12 protein-coding genes and 2 pseudogenes are annotated in these 19,450 nt (G+C 60.9%); 7 read left to right on the top strand and 7 right to left on the bottom strand.

Going from position 1 to position 19,450, the window contains the following annotated elements:
* Positions 1–88 precede the first annotated feature (88 nt).
* From B9N93_RS26120 to B9N93_RS23995, 5 genes are all read right to left on the bottom strand, one after another.
* The gene (locus B9N93_RS26120) at positions 89–232 is read right to left on the bottom strand and encodes a hypothetical protein (protein ID WP_217807404.1); all 144 of its coding nucleotides are present in this window, start codon (positions 230–232) and stop codon (positions 89–91) included.
* Positions 229–1,797, bottom strand: a complete 1,569-nt coding sequence (locus B9N93_RS24010) for a DUF2326 domain-containing protein (protein WP_217807403.1) — start codon at positions 1,795–1,797, stop codon at positions 229–231. Before B9N93_RS24010 ends, B9N93_RS26120 begins: the two co-directional genes overlap by 4 nt.
* Positions 1,784–2,053 (bottom strand): ABC-three component system middle component 6, encoded by a 270-nt coding sequence (locus B9N93_RS24005; RefSeq protein ID WP_085216859.1) that lies wholly within the window; start codon positions 2,051–2,053, stop codon positions 1,784–1,786. Before B9N93_RS24005 ends, B9N93_RS24010 begins: the two co-directional genes overlap by 14 nt.
* A complete protein-coding gene (locus tag B9N93_RS24000; protein ID WP_085216887.1) occupies positions 2,022–2,978 on the bottom strand; it encodes an ABC-three component system protein in 957 nt (318 codons plus the stop codon). Before B9N93_RS24000 ends, B9N93_RS24005 begins: the two co-directional genes overlap by 32 nt.
* Before the next feature lie 141 nt (positions 2,979–3,119).
* Positions 3,120–3,752 (bottom strand): tyrosine-type recombinase/integrase, encoded by a 633-nt coding sequence (locus tag B9N93_RS23995; RefSeq protein ID WP_303246070.1) that lies wholly within the window; start codon positions 3,750–3,752, stop codon positions 3,120–3,122.
* A gap of 239 nt (positions 3,753–3,991) precedes the next feature.
* On the opposite strand from B9N93_RS23995, the gene B9N93_RS26765 reads away from it, so the two are divergent.
* The 5 genes and pseudogenes from B9N93_RS26765 to B9N93_RS23970 all read left to right on the top strand — a co-directional run bounded on the left by B9N93_RS26765 (position 3,992) and on the right by B9N93_RS23970 (position 15,579).
* Positions 3,992–6,142, top strand: a complete 2,151-nt coding sequence (locus B9N93_RS26765; protein WP_085216893.1) for a helix-turn-helix domain-containing protein — start codon at positions 3,992–3,994, stop codon at positions 6,140–6,142.
* Positions 6,143–6,544: 402 nt separating this feature from the next.
* Positions 6,545–7,045, top strand: a pseudogene (locus B9N93_RS23985) (transposase); the annotation flags it as partial.
* A gap of 218 nt (positions 7,046–7,263) precedes the next feature.
* Positions 7,264–10,032, top strand: a complete 2,769-nt coding sequence (locus B9N93_RS23980) for a hypothetical protein (protein WP_125469210.1) — start codon at positions 7,264–7,266, stop codon at positions 10,030–10,032.
* 73 nt (positions 10,033–10,105) lie between these two features.
* Positions 10,106–12,010 carry a P-loop NTPase family protein gene (locus B9N93_RS23975; protein ID WP_085216885.1) on the top strand — a complete coding sequence of 635 codons (1,905 nt, stop codon included), beginning with the start codon at positions 10,106–10,108 and terminating at the stop codon, positions 12,008–12,010.
* Positions 11,998–15,579, top strand: a complete 3,582-nt coding sequence (locus B9N93_RS23970) for a DEAD/DEAH box helicase family protein (protein WP_085216884.1) — start codon at positions 11,998–12,000, stop codon at positions 15,577–15,579. Before B9N93_RS23975 ends, B9N93_RS23970 begins: the two co-directional genes overlap by 13 nt.
* 87 nt (positions 15,580–15,666) lie before the next feature.
* On the opposite strand, the pseudogene B9N93_RS23965 reads toward B9N93_RS23970, so the two are convergent.
* Positions 15,667–16,622, bottom strand: a pseudogene (locus B9N93_RS23965) (IS1595 family transposase).
* Positions 16,623–16,653: 31 nt separating this feature from the next.
* On the opposite strand from B9N93_RS23965, the gene B9N93_RS23960 reads away from it, so the two are divergent.
* The gene (locus tag B9N93_RS23960; RefSeq protein ID WP_125469209.1) at positions 16,654–16,929 is read left to right on the top strand and encodes a hypothetical protein; all 276 of its coding nucleotides are present in this window, start codon (positions 16,654–16,656) and stop codon (positions 16,927–16,929) included.
* A 13-nt stretch (positions 16,930–16,942) separates the two neighbouring features.
* Complete coding sequence (locus tag B9N93_RS23955) at positions 16,943–17,437, top strand: NAD-binding protein (protein WP_254899542.1); 495 nt, start codon at positions 16,943–16,945, stop codon at positions 17,435–17,437.
* Between the two features lie 762 nt (positions 17,438–18,199).
* Here B9N93_RS23955 and B9N93_RS23950 read toward each other — a convergent pair.
* Positions 18,200–19,141 carry a DNA-binding protein gene (locus B9N93_RS23950; protein WP_176225431.1) on the bottom strand — a complete coding sequence of 314 codons (942 nt, stop codon included), beginning with the start codon at positions 19,139–19,141 and terminating at the stop codon, positions 18,200–18,202.
* Positions 19,142–19,450 lie beyond the last annotated feature (309 nt).

Here is a 19,450-nt window from a genome sequence, read left to right as displayed (position 1 = left end):
TCGATCTAGGACGGGCTGGCGGCGTCGCTGACAGAGACCCCGATCACCGGCACCGGCGTCACGCTGGTGGATCCCTGGTCGTCGCCACCTATAGCTGGCCGCCAAACTGCATCCCGAGCAGCTTATTCCCCGGGGCGTCCCCGCGCAGCGTGGCGCGGACGGCCTTGTTGAGCGCCTCCATGTGGTCGGGCGCGATATGCTCGCCCATCGCGGCGAAGTTCTCGGTATTCATCGTCGCGATGTATTGCTTCCCCGTGCCGGGCATCGCGCCCATGAGGTACGAGAACCAGGCGGCCCGGGGCGCGGGTCGATATCGGCGAACAGCCTGTTGTCGTGCCAGAGGAACCCCATGGTGTGGTTGGCCCCGTGCATCAGCAACAGCCAGTCGAAGCATAGGATGCGCGCGGCGTTGATCCCGTCCGAGGCGTCGCCCTCAATCTGCACGGTCAGGTCATAGCGGATCTGATTGTCCCCGGTGTTGTTCTCCATGACGATGCCCGCGGGCGTCCTGGGATAGAGCAATTCCGCGAGGCATGAGAATACCTTGTCGGGATTGGCCATGGGGTTGCCGCCAAGGTATTCGGCGGCCGTCCGGTCTTCCTCGACCTTCTTCTCCTTGATGTCCTGTTCCCTTTCCTTGAGGCTGGCCGCGAAGTTCAGGAACTCATTGAGGCGGTGCTGCTCCTCCTGTAGCACCGCCAATTGGTTCGCCAAGGCCGCATATTCGTCAAGCGCGCGCTTCCCCTGCAAGGTCTGGAGCAGCTGGTCCCTCCTGGCCGCGACTTCCCTGGAGGCCGCCTCTATCGAGGCAAGTTCCCCGTGCAAGGCCAGCCGGTCTTGTTCCAGCCTGGCTTTGCGGTTGGCGGCGAGGGAATGGTGGAATCTCTCGACCGCATCGAAGTGCGCGAGCACGTCGGGCTTGAAGACGCTTTGTATGCCCTGGTACAGGGACAACAGGTCGTCGCGGGAGATATCCGGCTGCTGCCTCAGGGCCTTGTCGATCCCCTCAAGCTGGAAATGGATGACCGCCGTTTTCCGTTCATTCTCCCGTATCTGGCTTGTCAGTTCGGATGCCTGTACTTCGATCGCCCGGTAGTTCTCCGCGACCTGGAAACCCTGGAGGTCCGCCTTGATGCGCGGGATTTCCTTTTCCAGCCATTCGGCGCGCACCTTGGGCTGGGCCCCGGCGCGGAACATATCCTTCAAAACCTGATCATGCTGCCAGGTCTTGCTGGTTTGTTTGAGGTTGTCCAACTCCGTCTTATGGCGGCGCTTGCTCTGCGCCAGGGAGCAGTCCACCCCCAACAGATAAAGGCTCCGCAGCTGGGCGTCGAACGGGGTTTCCTTGTTCGTCCTCAGGGGATCGAGGCAATCCTCGCGTTCATGCCGCGCGAACCGGCGGAATAGCGCCCTGAAACTCAGGCCCTCGATGTGCGGGTCAAGCCGGAACGCTCCGCACTCATTGAGCCAGTCACGGAGCGCGTTAAGCCTGATTGGGGCTCCATCCAAAATCAGGGTTTTTCCATCGCCGCTGCGCTCGATAAGGTGTTCCTTTTGATTGAGGCTAAGCCTCAGCCGGAACATCCAATCGGGAACCGCCGCTTTCAGTTTTTTGTCGGCATTGGCCCCCAAACAATGATGGACCAGCCCCAAAGCCAAGGTCTTGCCAACCCCATTACTGCTGCCATCCTTCCTACTGTCCTGCGCCCCGTCCCCGACGATCAGCGTCAATCCCTCCGGATTGAACCGGAGGGTTTTGAAGGATGGTTTGTCGCTGGACAGTTCAATCAGTTTCATGGGTCATCACCAGGCGCACCCGGCCATTCGTGGCCTCCGCCACCTGTCCTATCGCGAACAGAATATCCACGGCCAGCACCAGGTTCGTAAAGGTCGGACGCACGGGCCAACCGGAGTTCTCACGGTCCAGCAGCGCCCATAGCTCATCGATGGTCCGGGGTTCCTCCAATAACTGGCGCAGGAACCCCGCCAGGCCGACGATGGAATCGCAAAAGCGCACATGCTTATGCGGCAGGATTGCTGTCTGGATACTCATAGGCGTCGCAGGTTTCGAAGAATTTGGCGAGGACAATTTGCGCGGCTTCCCGATAGGCCTTCCAACTGTGTGGATGCTGTCGTCCCGCCTCGGGAATAAGCCGATCCAGCATCCAGGCATAACGGATATTGGCCGCGTCAGGATCGGTATCCGGAATTTCTTCTTTACTGGTGGCGTATAGTCCGCTGATTTCCTCGGAGACAGCCTGCTGCAAACCAGGATCACGCCTGGAAAGAAAATCATCGACCAAGCTCGCCTGATAAGAGGATACCCTCAGGTATTCTGAAACCGGTGATGTCAGTCCATTGAAAGCTATTTTTTCGTCGAAATCTGGCGCGTTTGGGTTAATTAGAAGAGGCGGCAATGGCGTTATGTTATCCGCCAAATTCGATAACAACTCGCCGACAGCGCTAGCATCAACAGTACTTAAAGAGCAAGAGGGTATCCCGCCGACGATGATTTGGCGCAGGTCTTCGGGAAGCCCCATGAACATGGATTCCAGGTCGGCGCTTCCAATGGGCCGTGCCTGTGCCAGGTTATGCGTGGTTTTGATTTCTTCCATGGCATGGGCCACCGGGGCAGGGATTCCGACAAACCGATCATTGAGTACAAATGAGTATTTTTTAATTGCTGACCACTTATTCAGAAGTTTATGGAAATCTTTGACGGATTTTTTGGCGGCATCAACCGCATTCAATTCGGTTGTCGGTTTGGGGGCATAAACCTGTAGATAATGCTGGTCATCCTGGACCCACCCATCATTACCGCCATCCCCCCAATTCCCCCATGGTGAAATAGCTTGGAATCCAACCCAACTATGTTGGCACAGGTCATTGACCAACCGCTGGAAGGAATCTCCAGACGCCTCATAAACCTTAACCTTGAACAAAATTCGATACCAATAATTATTATTGTTATTTGCCATTGCCGAGTAGTTCCAAACGCCAGTCGTGACAGATGATTCTATATTAATAATGTCGAGGCATTCTAACCGGCGGCTATCCGATCCCCTTTATCGGCTGTTCCATCGGGAACAACGTATCCCGAATATCCCGCCCCTTCGCGGTCACCGCCATAGCCGCCCGAACCGCGCCGGGTTGGTGGCGGTGTAGCGGACTGTGTGCTGGATGTTGCGGTGTCCCAGATAATCCTGGATCAGCCGGGTGTCCGCGCCCTGGTCGGCGAGCGCGAAGCCGCAGGCGTGGCGCAGCATGTGCGGATGGGCTGACAGGAGCAGTTCCGCCCGCTCGCCGTAGGCGCGGATGAAGCGCCAGGCGGTCTTGCGGCTCAGGGGGCCGCGCCGCTCGCTGACGAAGACGGCGTCGGTTTCCGGACCCATCCGCGCGCGCTCCGCGAGCCACGCCTTGGCCAGCCGCACCTCGTCCACCCGGAGCGGGTGGGTGGTGGACAGCCCGCGCTTGAGCCGGGCGACGTGCAGCACCCGGTTCTCCAGGTCCAGCTGGGACAGCCTCAGGCCGCACGCCTCCGACACCCGCAGGCCGTGGCGGAACATCAGCAGCAGGAAGAACCGGTCCCGGGCTTCATTGCGGCTGCCCTGGGTAGCGGCAATGAGCCGTTGCACCTCGCCCTGGGTCAGGTGGCGGCGGTCGTCTTTGGATGCCTTGTTCATTTTGTCCAATATTTGCGCGTCGAGACAAGCCGCGACCCCGCGTATTTGCTGGGGCGGGCTCCGGAACATTAGACAGAATGATCCCAATTGTCCAGTGGGGCCCCGGGCCGCGCCACACCTTGGGGGGAGGGATCGATGCCGGGCCAGCCATGGGGCCCGCCGGATCCCCGGCATCCCCTGGTTGGCCGTGCCGCCGTACTCCAGTCGCCAGCCATCCATGCGAATTGTTGTAGCAAGATTTCCAAAAATATTTTTGTTTTTTAGAAATCTTGCTATAGTTTCATGGAAACCTTTCCTTGGAGGAACTCATGTCAGAGCAAGAATCCACGATCAATCCGGCGGAACTCGGCCGGTACCTTATGCTGGTCCGCGACCGGGCGGGCTTGAAGCAGGCGGAATTGGCAAGGCGCGTCTCCCTCAGCGCGGCCGTGCTGTCCCGCATCGAGAGCGGGGAGCGTCAGGTGACCTTGCAGGAATTGCAGGACATCCTGGACCAGATCGCCACCCCGGAGGCCGGTGCGCTCTCGGAGGCGCTCCAGCGGGAATGGCGGGTACTGCCGCGTCCCAACCTGGACCATCCGGACCAGGGCTTGTTGTGGGAGGCCGAGCGGGTCGCCCGCGACCTAGCCGAGCTCAGGGACCAGCCCGACACGCCGCAAGCCTTCGAGCGCCGCCTTTCGGAATACATCGAGGAACTGAAGCGCGGCGCCAGCCTCATCCTGAAGCGGGACCACCAGGTGGCGCTGATCGGGAGCATCGGGGTGGGCAAGTCGACGGCGATCTGCCGGATGACCGGGCTGGAGACCCCGAGGGAGGACGGTTCCCCGGCCCCCGTGCTCGAGGTCGGCGGCGGCGGCATCACGATCTGCGAGGTCCACCTCCGCTCGGGGCCGGAGTACGGCGTCATCATCGAGCCGCGCGGCGACGACGAGATCCGGCAGGATGTCGCCGACCTGGCGGAATACATCCTGAAGGGGAGCGCCCAGGCCGAGGACGAGGGTTCCGGGGGGTCCGAGTCCCAGGGGATATCCAAGGAAGTGGCGCGGGCGCTGCGCAACATGGCCGGGCTGGCGCTCAAGCGTTCCAAAGGCCCGGACGGGAAGCGCGCGGTGATTGATCCCGCCAACGACCTGGCCGAGGAGTTCCCCTCGCCGCGGGAGTTCGTGGTCGAGGTGCTCAGCCGCATGGAACTGCACCGCCGCGACCGGCGCGATATCTGGTACGACGAGGCGTCCGGCAAGGCCCCGAGGGCCTGGCTCAAGGATACGTTCTCGGCCATCAACAACGGCCGCCATCCCGAATTCACGCTCCCCAAGCGGATCGAGGTGGTCGTGCCGGACAGCCTGTTCAAGGCCTCCGACCTCACGGTCCGCATCATCGACACCAAGGGGATCGACCGCACCGCGGCCCGCGAGGATATCGAGGTCCACCTCGACGACCCGCATACCCTGGCGGTGCTGTGCTCGACGTTCAACAACGCGCCGGCGGCGGAGGCGAGGCTCCTGCTGGAGCGCGCCAAGGAGGCCGGCGTCCGCGGCCTTGAAACCAACGCGGCCCTGTTGGTGCTGCCCCGCCCCGGCGAGGCGCTCGCCATGAAGGACGACGCGACGGGCTCGCCGGCCGAGGACGCCGAGGAGGGCTACGAGCTCAAGGCCGAGCAGATCGAACTGGCCCTGCAACCGTTGGGCCTGCAAACCCTCGCGGTGGGCTTCTACAACGCCAACGAGGACCTCGCGACCCGCGCCCAGGAGTTCCTGGTCGGGCGCCTGGCCGCCATCCGCGACGCGTTCCGCGCCCGTATCCAGGGCGCGATCGAGGGCGCGCGGGCGCTCCTGGCGAACCACGGCGAGGAACGGGTCCGCGCGGTCCTGCGCGAGGCGGGCAAGAGCCTGAACACCTGGGCCGAGTTGCACGCGGCCGTGCCACCGGTCCATGCCCATGTGCAGGACAGCCTGCTCGAACAAATCCAGATCGCCTACGCGGCGACCGTGCGGGCCTCCATCAACCGCGAGGGGGAGTGGACCAACCTGAGCTATTCCTACCAGATCGGCTACGGGGCGCGGAGGATCGCCGTGCTGGCCCTCCACAAGGCCGTGGAGGCGTTCATCGGCCACTGCAAAATCATGGCGGCAACCCCCGGCTACGCCGAGGCGGCCGACCTGATCACCCAGGCGCAACGGGTGCTGACCGCCGCGTACGAGGAGCTCCTGCGCAAGGCCCAATTGATGGGGCAAACCGTCTTCAAAGCCGCCCTCAAGAGCGATCCCGTGTTTTGGCGGCAGTGCGTGGGCGAGTGGGGCCAGGGTCCCGGCTACAAGGACCGTATCGCCAAGCACAACCGGGACTGGTTCGCCGACGCCGCCCGCGACAGTCTCGAAAAACAGCTGAAGGCGCTGATCGAGCGGGAATGGGCGCGGGCGCTCCATAGCGTGACGGCACTGCTCGAGCCGGGGGCCTGACCCAACCCGCCGGTACCCCGGCCCCCACCCGGCGGCGAACCCGGGAGGCCGGTGCCTCCACCACGCCCACGCGCGGAAACCGGCGCGGGCATGACGGGGAACGCCGTCCACGACACAGCTTCAACATCGAAGGTTTCATGCAACATCGCCGTGCATCGGCTCATTGGCCGCCCCGACCGGCACGGAGACATCGCTGAGTTTCGCCTGGGGAACCGCGTTCCTGCCGCGCATCCGGATCGCCCGCAAAATGGCGGCCCGCGCCTCCGGGTGAGGCTCCCGTTGATAGCGCGGTTATCGAAACGACAGGCCCAGCCGGGAGTGCCCGCTCCTCGGCCAGGCTGTGTGAAAACACCGCGATTGGTAAAATTTGCCCTTCGTAACTTCGAAGCGAGAGAGGGGCAGATGAAGCGATTCGTGGAGGGCGATGACCGGCGGCAGACCACGCTGTTCCCCGAAGCCCTGGATGACTATATCGCCGACGACAACCCCGTCCGCACCGTCGACCTGTTCGTGGACCACCTGGACCTGGGTGCGCTGGGGTTCAAGGTCGTCCCCGCCACCAAGGGCCGCCCCGCCTACCATCCTTCGGTGCTGCTGAAGCTCTACCTCTACGGCTACCTCAACCGCATCCAGTCCAGCCGCCGCCTGGAGGGCAAGGCGCTGAGGAATGTCGAGCTCATGTGGCTGACCGGGCGGTTGGCGCCCGATTTCAAGACCGCCGACTTCCGACGGGACCATGGGCCGGGCCTGCGTGGCGTGTGTCGACAGTTCGTCCTGCTGTGCCGCGAACTGAACCTGTTCAACCAGGCCACCGTGGCCATCGACGGCAGCAAGTTCAAGGCGGTCAACGCGCACGACCGCAACTTCACGCGCAGGAAATTGGAGAAGCACATCCAGCAGATAGTACAAGGAGGTGGTGGCGGCTTTCATCAGCGGCTTCACGGACGGCAAGAAACACCTAAACCATCAATTCAAAACCGCCGTCAATGCGTAAGTTCTAATTCTAAATTTAAAGTAGAATTAACCGACTGGAGGCCCGTCTAGGAGAACAGCAAATATCACTCCCGTAAGGGCGTGAATCAGTTAACTTTTCCATGCATCGGCCCCTACTGGAATATTCCATGAAATTTCTCAGAAATACATTCACGCTTTCCTCTTCGGTCATCGAGATGATTACGGGACATTTGCAGGATGAGGCAAGACACACCCATTTTGGCCTTTATCAACGCAAGTCGGGCAACATCTTTTTGACAGAAGATCAGAAGATCGACCTGGTATCAGGCACGCCTATGGCGGATATCCGGAAGCGCGCATTTATTTTCAATCATGTTCAGGAATTCAAGGCGATCGACGGAACGGTTTTCCAGGCTTTCGTCTACCAGGACGCGGCTCAGGAGTCTGAGTCCGACTTCGACCTTGATGACGTGATCGATCGGATCATGGGGAAGCCGGGTCTGTCCAATCTCAGGAATTCCGGAAACGTCCCTTTCAATGGGTTCGTTTCCGAACTTTTCGCCCGGCGCCAACAATTCATTTTGGATTATGTGCGGTCGATCCGCGAAATCAAATACATCTTCATGTCCTTCCACGATATCCTGGACCACCGGCTGGCCGTGGAGGACGTGCTGCCCAATGGCGTCGGCACGGTGTCGGTATCGCTCGGCACCCCCTTATCGTTGAATGTGGTCGACCCCAAGAATCCGAAGGCTTGCGACAAGAACATTTTGGGTGGGGCTCATTACCGGGCGCTCAGGGAATCGAAGCTGCGCGCGCCGGGATCGGACAAGGAAAGGAACCAGCTATTCTTCCTGCCGCATATCCGCACCTACAACAGCCTGAAGACCCAGGTGGTCACGCTCTTCTATAGCTACCTTGGACGGGTCGTCAGGATCGTCCTGCGCAGGGAATCGCTCGACCGTTCGGAATACAGCTTCGATTTCGCGGTCACGCCGAGGCTCGTCAGGAAGGGGGCGCTGGACGCACCGGACCGGTTCGTCGACGGTAAGGACGCGTTGATCTTCGGTTCGCCCATGATCGTTCCGGAATCCAAGATCGAGAGGTCGGAGATCGAGGACAAGGCGTTGCTCAACAAGCTGGCGTTCGTCTACCAATCGATCACTTTGAGCTACAAGGATTATGCCCTGCCGTATTCGACGGTCATCAAGATGACCGGGGAGGACCTGGCGCAGGTGTCCGGCTTCAAGGTTTCGCACGCCTTCGACGAGGAGTCCGAAGCCTACGATTATTTTTGCGCGAAGATGCCTTCCGACGTCGTGGTGGGCAACATGTTCCCGCTCGATCCTGGCTCTGAGAAGCTCGAGTCGGAAAGCGTCCACCAAACGACCGCCAACAAGGACTACATCAGCGCCTTGATTTACCGGACCCTCCAAGAAAAGGAGGCCGAATACGGCATGGCCCTGGGAACCTGCGAAGGACGCATCCAGCCTACGGGCAAAGCCGTGTTCCCGGCCAAGGCATCGGTCGATCCCAGGAAAATGCACGCCAAGACCGTTTCCCTGGGCAGGAAGCCGAAGGGCATCCGCCACTTCTTCGCTGACGACTACGCGCTGTTCAATTTCAACCTGAGGGAGGCGGACCTGGTCGCGTATTGGGCCAGCCAGCACGGGGTCCGCAACCTGGCGGAACTGCCCAAGGACGCCAGGGGGAGGCTCATGATCAGGAAGGGGGAAGGCATCGCCGCCAGCGGCGACCATACCGCCCTGGAAAACCTGGCCTACATCCTCTACAAGTGCCTGTCCTTGTCCAGCGGGAACATCATCCAGTTCTGCAACCGGGCCGACGACTTGCTGCACGGCAACGATTTCGTCCGCAAGAACGTCGAGGCCCAGCTTCAAAGGAAGCTGCTGTGCGATCTGGAGGACGCCCCTTCCAAGGTAATTGATTACATGGCGACCGATTTCGGGATCGGCGGCCGGAGCAAGGCGATCTTCTTCGACAACCGGCACGCCGATTCGGCGCGCAACGCCCAGCATGGCGTATTCATCGAAGTCATCACGATCGACGAGTTCGCCCGGAACGGTTCCGTGCAGATGTTCGACGCGCTGCATACCGACGAGCGCGGCCTGATGCGGGAATTGGTGAACAAGGATCCGAGGCTCAAGGAGGAGATCCGCGACCTTATCCTGGAGGGCGACGAACAGTCCTACCTTTTCCTGATCTTCGACGGCAACTTCCATTCCTGGAAGCACGCCAAGCAGATCAAGGAAGAGTTGCTCAATTGCCTCGGCGAAATGAACGCAGATCCCGAGAGCGTTGCCCAAAAGGTGATCGTGGCGTTCATCCCCAAGAACATGCGAGTCCAGATCTACTACCCGGACGCGGGCGCGGCTTCGCCGTCCTCTAAGGCCAAACCGAATGGCTTGCTGGTATGCGACGTCTCTCCCACCGAGGCCTATGTGTCCTTCAACGCGAAACGCCAGGACGCGCTCCAGCAGAAGCCCTATGAGGTCAGGCTGCCGGAAGGCGGGGACGTCGGCGGCAACCTGGGCAAAGTGATCAACCTCCTGAGCCTACTCCATGCCAAGGACCTGGTGCTTCCGACCTCGTTCCTGGAAATCAGGGACCACGCGATCATCCACGCCATCGACAAGGTGACCGGGAACGCGGCCCTGGCCGAGAAGTGGATCGTCAAGGAGAACGCGCCGATCATCGACGCAATGGTCAAGATGATCGCGGACGACGGCTATTCCGGGGAGCCCCTGAACGCCGACCAGAAGGAGAGGCGCAACGGCATCCTGAGGCGGTTCCGGGAGGATATCGACGCCCATTACGCCGATCCTTCGCTGAACAACCTGTTCATCACCAGCGTCCGCAATTTCTCAAAGGCGAAACGGCGCAACGGGATGATCAAGTTGAGCCTGTTCATGTGACGGCCCGCCGTGGCGTGGAATGGATAACCCCGCCGTCCCCGCGCGAACGGGGCGGCTTCCCATAGAAAACAAAATGAAGCCGTCCAACCGCAACCAGTCCATCCTCCTGGGCTATGCCGTGCCGGGGTCCGGCAAGACCACCGTGATCAACGAGGTCATCCGGCACTTCCCGGCGCTGCGCGCCTATCCGAGCGCGATCTCGAGCCCCCTGAACATCGCCAGCGTCACCTATACCCGGATATTGACCAACCAAAGCCGCATCGACTTCGTGAGCGGCCTGAACGACTTGAATTGCGGGCATTTCTGCGCCTTCCACACCGTGGACAGCTTCCTACAGCGCCTTGCGAAGCCGTGGCTGGCCGATGGCCAGGAGGCGGTTTCAGACCTGATCGGCAAGGACCCGGAAACGAAGGCCGGGCGGAACCTGGCCAACGTGTTCCTGACCGGATCGCTTTCGCTGGGTGACATGCTCAAGGCATGGAGCCTTGATCCGGGGATCGCCAACACCGCGCAATACGGGATTATGCGCCGTATCGCGGACCCGGTCGTTCCCGACGCCGAACTGATACCCAATTCGCTGTTCCCCGGCGGGGTGATCGACCTGTTGATCCTCGACGAGGCCCAGGACATCACCTTGGCGAAGCTCGCACCCATCCTGTGTCTCTACGCCATCGGCCGGATCCGGCACGTCCTGATCACGGGCGACGACCGCCAGATGGTCTATTCCGGCATGAAGCCGACCACCTGCCCGAGCCTGGCCAAGGGCGATGGGTCCGTGCCGGGAACGAACCGGATCGATATTTCCGGATTCCTGTGGGGCGCCCACCGCGTGTTCCAGGGCAGGGTGGACGAAAGGGCGGTCCAGGCGATCGAGGGGATGGAGCGGCTGGACACGAGCCATCGGTTCAGCCATGGCCTGCTCACCAGGATGAATGCCGCCTACTCCGAATATCACGGGGAACTGCCCGGAAGGAACGGAAAAAGCCCGGCGCTGTTCAATATCGCCGGACTTTACTCGGACGCGATATTCCCCGACCCCATCCGGGGGGCGGACAGGGAAAGGCCGGGGGATTTCTTCGGGATCGTGACCAATATCGCCGATATCGACCGGGACGTGGCGAAGAACACCCACATGGTGCTTGGGGTCCGGAACCTTTACAAGGCCAGCGAGAACGTGCCGAACGGCGACGAGCTCGCCAGGATCGAGGCCGCCTACGGCAAGCGGGTCATCACCCTGTTCCGTCAAGAATTCATCGATTTGTTCTTTACGCGTCTGAATCCCAAAAAGGAGGATGGCCGTCCCCTCCGAGAAGTGTTGCAAAGCCATGAAGTAGGCTTTGCGGCCGAGACGCTCCGCCTCGATACCGGATTGAGTCTCTTCAGAAATTTCGTCGAGCGCCGGGAGGAGATCGACGCGGACTATGGCTATATCCTGGATTGCCATTTCGACCCTGCCTCCGCGAAGCCGGGCGACGACGAGGGGCCGGGCATCCACTTGGCGCGCCTGATCAAGCGGTCGCTTTCCTTGTTCGTCGCCTATTGCGGGGCGTTCGGCTTCGTCGAGGCAAGGGTGCGCGACCGCCATCCCATCGCGAGACGGCTCGACACCTATTGCCAGGGAGTCATCCGCGACTACGCGGGGATGGTCGCGGCCAGGACCGACGCCGAGTTGGCCGAGTTCCTCGCCACCGCCACGGGGCGCTGCGTATCCTCGTTCGAGGAGCTCGATCACTTTTTCGGGATGAACCTCAATCACTGGTTCTATGAGGGGCTGTGCGGGTCGAACGGGTTCCTGTACTACACGAGCATCCATAAATCGAAGGGGCTGACATTGGAGGGATACGCCTTGATCGCGACGGGCAAGGTCCGGGAGAGCGGCAGGCCCGTCCACAAGTGCCATCCTTTCAGCGGGACCATCGACCTCCTGTATGTCGCCCTGACCCGGAGCCGCCGAGGAGGCTATTTATGGATAAGATGAGCGCGGTCAAGGTGGTTTCCTCGAGGATGGGGACCTACCTCGAGAACTATCTCAACTACAAGGAGAAGCTCAAATTTGCCGCCGACGCGGTGCCCACGCGCGCGCGGGATGTCGCCTTCCTCAATGCCTGCCTGGACAACCTTTTCCACCATTACTTCGACAACCGGCTGGAGATGGGCATCGCCCCCGTCGCCGTCGCGGACAAGCGGGGCGCGGGAAGGCTGGCCGAGGAGGATTTCAAGCTCATCCTCAAGCGGCGGTTCGGCGGTTCCGTAACCACGGTCCGACACCTGTTCAAGGAGGACGACGCGCCTGGGGAAAGCTCTCTGGAATCCGCCCTGCTGGATGGCCGGGAAGGTTTCTCGATCGTGTTCTACGAGCCGGAAGGGGACATGGCGAGGACCTATCCGTTCATGTCCCCAAAGGTCGATACCGGCGACGGCGCGGCCATCGTCGAGGTCTCGGGGACATGCATCCCCGACATGGTGATCCGGGCCGGCAGCGAAATCTACCTCTTCGACTGCAAGTATATGGAGCCCAAGTCCTGTGACCAGGACGCGTCGGCGGGTGCCCTCTTCCAGTACCGCGTGCAGCTATACATCTACGCTCAGGTGCTGGGCGACATGGTCCGGCGCCGGGGCGGCGCGGCGCGCCTGGGAAGGGGGGTCAGGATCGACGCCATCCACCAGGCGCTGCTCTACCTGACGCCGGGCCTACTCCGCGACCCCGAACAGGTCCTGAGGCGGATCGAGAAGATCGCGGTCGGCGCGGGCGGGACGGTGAGTTGCCAGGGGGTCTTCCATTACCTCAACACCCTGGACATCGAGCGGGAGGAAATCACGGACGCGTTGCTGGCGTTCGTTTCGGATTACGCCGACGGGAAATACCGGGGGGGCGCCAACGGCCTTTCACATTGCGACCCCTTGAGGAACGGGGTCGGGGAAGCCGCAGGCAAGCTGTCCATGCGCTCCGTGCTCCCGATGACGCGTTTGGAATACCTTGAATCGACTCTGGTGCATAGCTGCCAGAGGTGCGCGATGCCGATGTGCGGCTTGAAGAACTACCTGGTCCATAGCCGTCTACCATTGAGGAGGGACAACGCCGCGCTGGAGGAGAATCTCGTGGAGCGCTTCGACGCCGGCCGCGAAGAGGCCAAGGCCCTTCCCGGAATCCGGGAGAGGTCCACGCAGATACTGTCCAGGCTCCTCATGGTCGAATACCTGCCCAGCGTCGATATCTCCATCGGCGACGCCGGCTACCTCCAGGACGTCAAGTACGTGGTGAAGTCGTCTTCCAGCGCGGTGGCGGGCGAGGTCAAGCCGCTCGATCCGCCCCTCGGGGACGCGCTCACCCCGTTGCAGGTGGTTTTCGACCGCGAGGTCGTCGCCCGGCTGGACGATATCCCTCCACTCACGGTTATCCAAAGCCCGACCAACTCCGGCAAGATGATCGCGGCCATGCTGTTCGTCAACGCCTTGCTAGAGGGGTTGGACCATGGGCATGTGATCGTGATGGTCCCCAAGAAAACCCTGGCCGGCCATACCCGGAAGGAGTTCGTCCGCTTCTTCTCCGACCGGAATATCCTGGACGATTCGACGCCGGAGGGCGGGGCCCGCAACGAGAAGTTCTATCGTGCCCACCGGATCGTCCACCTGTCCGCCGACAACATCCGGATATACCATGGCGATACGGCGGTAGGTTTCGAAGCGCCCAAGGTCGGCGTTGTTATCTCGACCTACGAATACGCCCAGGAAATCCTCTACCACCGGGAGCGGGGGGCAGCGCGGCTGCGGGGCCTGGTCTGCGACGAAATCCATTCCCGCTTGATGGGCGTGCATGGGGACAACATGGTCGAGCGCAAATACCTGCCCTACCACGAGTTCGCGACTTTCCTGGAATACGGGCGGCGCAGAATACGTGTCCTGTGGATGACGGGGACCATGCCCACCTATTGGCAGGACAAGATTCGGGGGATCGTCGGTTGCAACAAGGTGGTATCGGGATTCACCGCCAACAACGTCAAGATCGAGGACCGCCGCGAAATCGTCCCCAGGGATGCTTGCGTCGAGCGAGTCGTTGAATGCATTGAATATAACCGGGAGGACAGGACGCTTTCGCTCCGGAACGAGGGCGATAGGGTCCGGCGGCATTTCAAGGAGGAGTTCGGGGCTTGCGGCAGGACCCGGCTTCTCCCGATCTTTTGTTTCAGCAAATCCATGGCGGAACAAATCTCGATGGAATTAAAGGCCCATTTCGCGGGGCTTGGTTATCGGGAAATGGAACGTAACATCCATGTGTACGCCGCCACAAAATATGTGGGGGAAAAGGAGGTTATCGAGCAAGCGGTGCAGAACGCTTCCAAGCGGGGACCGGTGATCCTGATTACGACCAATGTGATCGCGGAGGGAATCCGCCTGGATACCCACCTGGGGTTGCTGGTGCGCGCCTACAATGAGGATCGGAGTACTTTCTTCTACGACGATCACACCATGCGGCAGATGGCGTCCAGGATCGCGCGTGGATTCAGCGAGGGAAGGAAAATCCCAGGTTACTTTAAGGTATTCACCACTTCAACCTTCAAGGAGGACGCGTTCGACCAGGCCGACGAAATCCAGCGGTTCATGCTCAGGAACACCCGATTCGCGCCCAAGGAGGAGGGGCTAACCGTCCGGGACGGCTACGCCATGGTCCAGAACTACTTCCCGGAGAGGCTACTCCCTGAAAGGGAGTTCCTGCTGTACGAGGAAGTGCTCCGGGACAAGCGCTACATCGACCAAAGGGGCTCCATCACCGACGAGGGAGAAATGTACCTGAGCTTCGGGCAATGGTACCGGCCCGCCGGTGAACTGGACGAGGCGCTCCTGGCCGAGAACCTGGCGCTCAATGTCTGGTTCGCGCCCTACCTCCACAGCGAGGAATTTCTCGACAACTTCACCGCCGCCAATCAACAAGAAATCTGGGGATTCTATGGCAGGAAGAACTGGCATGCGCCGGTGATCCTGCCCCTGGCCATGGCGCTAGACGACAGGAAACGCCCGTCGTATCTCCACGCGGCCGCACGGATTCTGGCCATATGGATTCATGGGGAAACAGAGGAATCCCTAGATGCTTTGGATACGTTGGTCGAGGGGATATACGTGCGGTATGGGCAGGAAATTTGGCGCAACATCGGGTTCAGGTTCAAAGGTGTGGGTGGCCAACACAAGATCCGTCTGATGCTATATGTGGTCGCTTATCGCTTGATCTTCCTGAGCTATCGGCCCAACCGAGATTCCAGGCAGGACAGGATCAGGTATCAGGACGTGATCCTTGATTCCAATTATTCGATCCTCCATAGCCCTGAACGCACCAAGCCGAAATTGACCAGATATTACGAGTTGATGCTTAGAGAGAGGTTGGCGAATCTTTCAGAAAACGAAGCCAAGACCACTAGGCGCGACATTTTGAAAAAAATACAAGAAGGCTATGAGAGCATCAGGGCCGGATTTTATATTGGAAGAGAGGGGGAAATCAGGGACCGCATCTTGACTAGGAGGGTCGATATTGCAGGCCTGCTTGAGCCGTTGTGAGTACATATAATTAATGGCGTTTGGATGTGGCAATGGATCCGACCGGAATTCTGTTATTTGTTTCACCAAGCGAATAGTTCTTCCTGATTAGCAAGATTCTTCAGCCCGACGGAGCCAAGGGGCCGGACGCGGGTCGATGGCGAGGGCGGCAGCGAGGAGGCGCATGGGGAGCATCTCGAGATGGAAGCGCCGATTGAAGCGATAAACGAACGCGGCCAAGTAGCGCGTGCCGGATTTGGCGAAGTCGAACGCATGGTAGGCACCGCCGAAGCCGGTCTTGAGGTTGCCCAGCACCGTGTTGATCCAACTGAACTGCGGCAGATCCTTGGGCTTGCGGGTGCCGACGACGACGGGCTGGTGCAGGCATCCGGCGTCGGCCACTCCGGCGAAACACGCCAGGCCGTCGGAAACCACCCGGCAACCGGGGTTGAGGTCGGCCTTGGCCCAGTCGGCGATGGCCTTGCGCGTAAAACCGGGAACCGGTGCCATCTTGACGTATATCGGATGTCCCTCGGCGTTGAGCGAAACCGCCGCGACGAAGGGCACCTTGTTTTCGGAGTCGCACCCTACCTTGCCGCCGGGCAGTTCGCCGCCAAGATAGGCGTCGTCCACTTGGGCCGGGCCGTCCAGCCGGTACCGGGCGTCGCGCTCGGCCATGGCCTGCATCAGCTTGTGCTGGATCAACCAGGCCGTGGGGTAGCTGACGCCCAGTGGCCGCTTCAGGGCCAGGGCGGATAAGCCGGTCTTGGCCTGTGGCCCACCAGGTAGATCGCCGGGAACCAGATCGTCAGCGGGAGGCGGGTGCTTTGGAACAGGGTGCCCGCGATCAGCGAGGTTTGCAGCTAGCAGTCCCGGCATTGGCAAGTCTTGTGGACGCCGACATGAAGCACGGAATGCTCCGCTTGGCCGCAACGGGGACAGCGGAAGCCCTCGGGCCAGCGCGCTTTTTCTAGCGCGGCCTCGCATTGCGCCTCACTGCCGAACTGTTCAAGAAATGCAGGCAACGACAGGCCCGGTTGGAATTGGATGCGGTTCATCGCCATGGGTAGGTTCCTCCTTGGGAGGGCGACCAGTATGCGCCTTCCCATCAGGAAAACCTGGATTTTGCCGGGCTGGCTGAAGAAGGTTTCTAATCAGGTCTTCCGTTGGTCGGTGCCGGGTTCGGTACAGATCGGCCTATTGCTCTCGCAGGGTTCCGAATTCGCCTTCGTGATCGTGGGCCTGCCGGCCGTGGGAATCGCGCTGGGCGACAGCCCGACGGCGGTTTTGATCGCCGGGGTCGCCCTCAGCCTAGCGCTGACGCCGATGCTGGCCTCAGGCACCGGCTTGCCCCCAGCCCCGAGGAACTAACCCGAGGGAAACCCTGGCCCCGGTCGTCGTAGTCGCCATGGGGGAGGTGGGGCGCACAGTCGCCGACGGCCTCGAAGCGCATGGCATCGACTACGAGGCGGTCGAGTTCGATCCCGACCGGTTCGCTGCCGCCACCGCCAACGGTTATCCGGTGGCGTTCGGCGGCCCCGCCGATCCCCACTTCATCGAGACCCTGCGCATGGCGGAGCGCGCGGCGGTCGTCGTGGCCTTGGCGCGTTACGAGGTCTCGGCGGCGCTCACCCCCTTGATCCGCCAGCGCTATCCGAACGTGACCCGTTTCATCGCGATCGACGCCGGAGAGGAACGCCAGCGCTACGAGGCCCTCGGGGTGCGGGTAGCCGTCAACCACAGCGTGCCCCGGGGCCTGGACCTGGCCGCAGCGGTCCTCGCGTCCCGGGGCGTGGACGAGGCAAGGATCGGCGTCTGGATGCGGCGCCAGCAGGAGCGGATGCTGTCCGGCGTCGCGGCCCTCAAGGCGGTGGCCTGAGGAATGGCATCCCCATGCCCGTGTAAGTCACCGGGGTGGGGGGCGTTCGAAGGGGCGCGAAGGGGCTGTTCAGGAAATCGGGTAACCACGCCTGACTCGGGTCAAGACAACCGATTCCTCATTTTATGGGGACGCCAAGCCATCGGCGGCGAGTGTCGGCTTTCGGGAGGCGCATCCGAAAGTGGCTATTCGAGAAACTTCTTGGCAGAAGTTGAACGGCGGCTTTGGCCGAACTTCGGTCTCATCATGCCTTTATTGCAGGGGACAGTGTATTGAGCCCTGAACCCGTTGGTCCCATCCACTGCGAGAAAGATGAGCCCAATCAGGCTTTATTCAGCACGTAGGTACCGGAAGCCGTGCTGGACCAGTAGACCTTGAGCCGGTAGCGCCGGACACGGCGGTCCAGGACACCCCGATCAGGGTCAAGCTGGCCGCGTCGGTCGCGGCGAGGCCGCTCACATGGGAGGGTAGCAAGCCGGTGGACGCATCGCTGGGGAACAGGACCACCGGTCGTAGGTGCAGAGAGACTTGGTCACCATCTTATAGAAGTTGGTGATGCCGGTAGCGCAGACCAGGGGGCGGGTCACTGCGTCGAGGATCAGCTAGCGCTGTAGCTGATCTTGAAATCAACCTGCGTCGATTGGCAGTGCCATCAAATAGATATCATATTAGTATTATAATGATATAAATAGCGGAGGATGCCGACACCAGGAAGACCTGTACCCGTGGACAATTACCCGAGGGGTACAGGCATCCTGGATGTCAGTGATTGACCGGCGCGGTATCCGCCGCGCTGAGAACGCCATCCGCACCGGAATCCGCAGGACCGGCGGCGCGTTCAAACATCGCCAGCCTGCCACGCAACTCGGCAGCCTCTCGAATCGCCTCCTTCGTCTCGGCGCGAGACGCTTCAAGCTCCGCAGCGGTGGTATCCAATCGCTTTTGAACCTGCTCCGCCGCGCGCTCCAACTTCGCAACCGCATCCTCGGCCTTTTTCGCCGTCTTCCGTTCCCGCTCCTTGCAGGAAGACAAATCGCGCTCAGCGGTTTCCAATCGCAATTGCGCCGTTTGCTCCGCAAGCCTGGCGGACTGCTCAGCCTTGCGGGCCTCCCGTTCCTGTTGCTCAAACCGGTTCGCCCGCTCCTCGGCGGAGGCAACGGCGGCCTTCTCGTGTTCAAGGGCGCCCATCAAATCCACGATCCGCGCCCTGGATTCATTGAGCGCCGCTTGCGCAACGCGCGACTGCTCCAATGCGTCGGACAACTCCCCGGTCAACCGGTCGATCTGGGCCGCCGCCAACTTTGCGGACTTTTCGTGCTCGGCGATGACGGACCTCGCGCGATCGAGTTCCCCCGCAATCTCGTCTGCGAGATCCGCCGCCTCCCGCCGTTCACGCTCCAAATCTTGCCTGACCTGCTCCAGATTTTCCCTTTCTGAGCGCAAGCGCGTGTCGGCGACCTCCATCGCCGCAGACCAGAGTTCCCGCGCAACCTCCTGCATACGATCCTGGATCGCTGTGGGTGCCGGTTCGCTGACAGTTTGTGTAACCGCTTGCCGCTTGGCTTTCCATTCCGCCATACCTTCAGAAATGGTGGTGTAACTGCCTCCCCCCAACGCTTTGCGTACCGCTGCAAGCGTCGCATTCCCACCATTGGCAACAATTTGGTCGGCAGCCTCAAAAATCTGGTCCCTGGTAATCGCCATAAAAAACCTCATCAGGCAATGTTGTATTTATATGTAAAATACTACAATTTACAATTAAATACAACAAAACCCGTATCCTTGTCAAAAAAATTTTTCGGGGACCACATCTGTAGTTGATCCCCAAAGCCACAGGACATGGAACGATGCGAATGATCGTGTCCTACGCTACGCCCAGCTTCGTTTTTGACGGCAAGAAGGTCGGTGATCGCCCTCAAGGATCACATCGACAAGGCGGGGGAAGAGACGAGCCCGGTCTGACATAATCGTTAACAGGAGGACGTTGATCGATGCTCGGCATCAGAAAGATAT

The organism is Methylomagnum ishizawai, from assembly GCF_900155475.1.
In the GTDB taxonomy this organism is placed as follows: Bacteria; Pseudomonadota; Gammaproteobacteria; order Methylococcales; family Methylococcaceae; genus Methylomagnum; species Methylomagnum ishizawai_A.
The sequence above is the reverse complement of the archived record's forward strand: the minus strand, read 5'-3'. Positions and strand labels throughout refer to the sequence as shown.

Excerpts from the sequence above, each read along its gene's own strand:
- B9N93_RS23980 (WP_125469210.1), top strand. The coding sequence starts at position 7,264 with ATGAAATTTCTCAGAAATACATTCACGCTTTCCTCTTCGGTCATCGAG.
- B9N93_RS23950 (WP_176225431.1), bottom strand. The coding sequence starts at position 19,141 with ATGGCGATTACCAGGGACCAGATTTTTGAGGCTGCCGACCAAATTGTT.
- B9N93_RS24005 (WP_085216859.1), bottom strand. The coding sequence starts at position 2,053 with ATGAGTATCCAGACAGCAATCCTGCCGCATAAGCATGTGCGCTTTTGC.
- B9N93_RS23970 (WP_085216884.1), top strand. The coding sequence starts at position 11,998 with ATGGATAAGATGAGCGCGGTCAAGGTGGTTTCCTCGAGGATGGGGACC.
- B9N93_RS24010 (WP_217807403.1), bottom strand. The coding sequence starts at position 1,797 with ATGAAACTGATTGAACTGTCCAGCGACAAACCATCCTTCAAAACCCTC.
- B9N93_RS23975 (WP_085216885.1), top strand. The coding sequence starts at position 10,106 with ATGAAGCCGTCCAACCGCAACCAGTCCATCCTCCTGGGCTATGCCGTG.
- B9N93_RS24000 (WP_085216887.1), bottom strand. The coding sequence starts at position 2,978 with ATGGCAAATAACAATAATAATTATTGGTATCGAATTTTGTTCAAGGTT.
- B9N93_RS26120 (WP_217807404.1), bottom strand. The coding sequence starts at position 232 with ATGAATACCGAGAACTTCGCCGCGATGGGCGAGCATATCGCGCCCGAC.
- B9N93_RS23960 (WP_125469209.1), top strand. The coding sequence starts at position 16,654 with ATGCGCCTTCCCATCAGGAAAACCTGGATTTTGCCGGGCTGGCTGAAG.
- B9N93_RS23995 (WP_303246070.1), bottom strand. The coding sequence starts at position 3,752 with ATGTTCCGGAGCCCGCCCCAGCAAATACGCGGGGTCGCGGCTTGTCTC.
- B9N93_RS26765 (WP_085216893.1), top strand. The coding sequence starts at position 3,992 with ATGTCAGAGCAAGAATCCACGATCAATCCGGCGGAACTCGGCCGGTAC.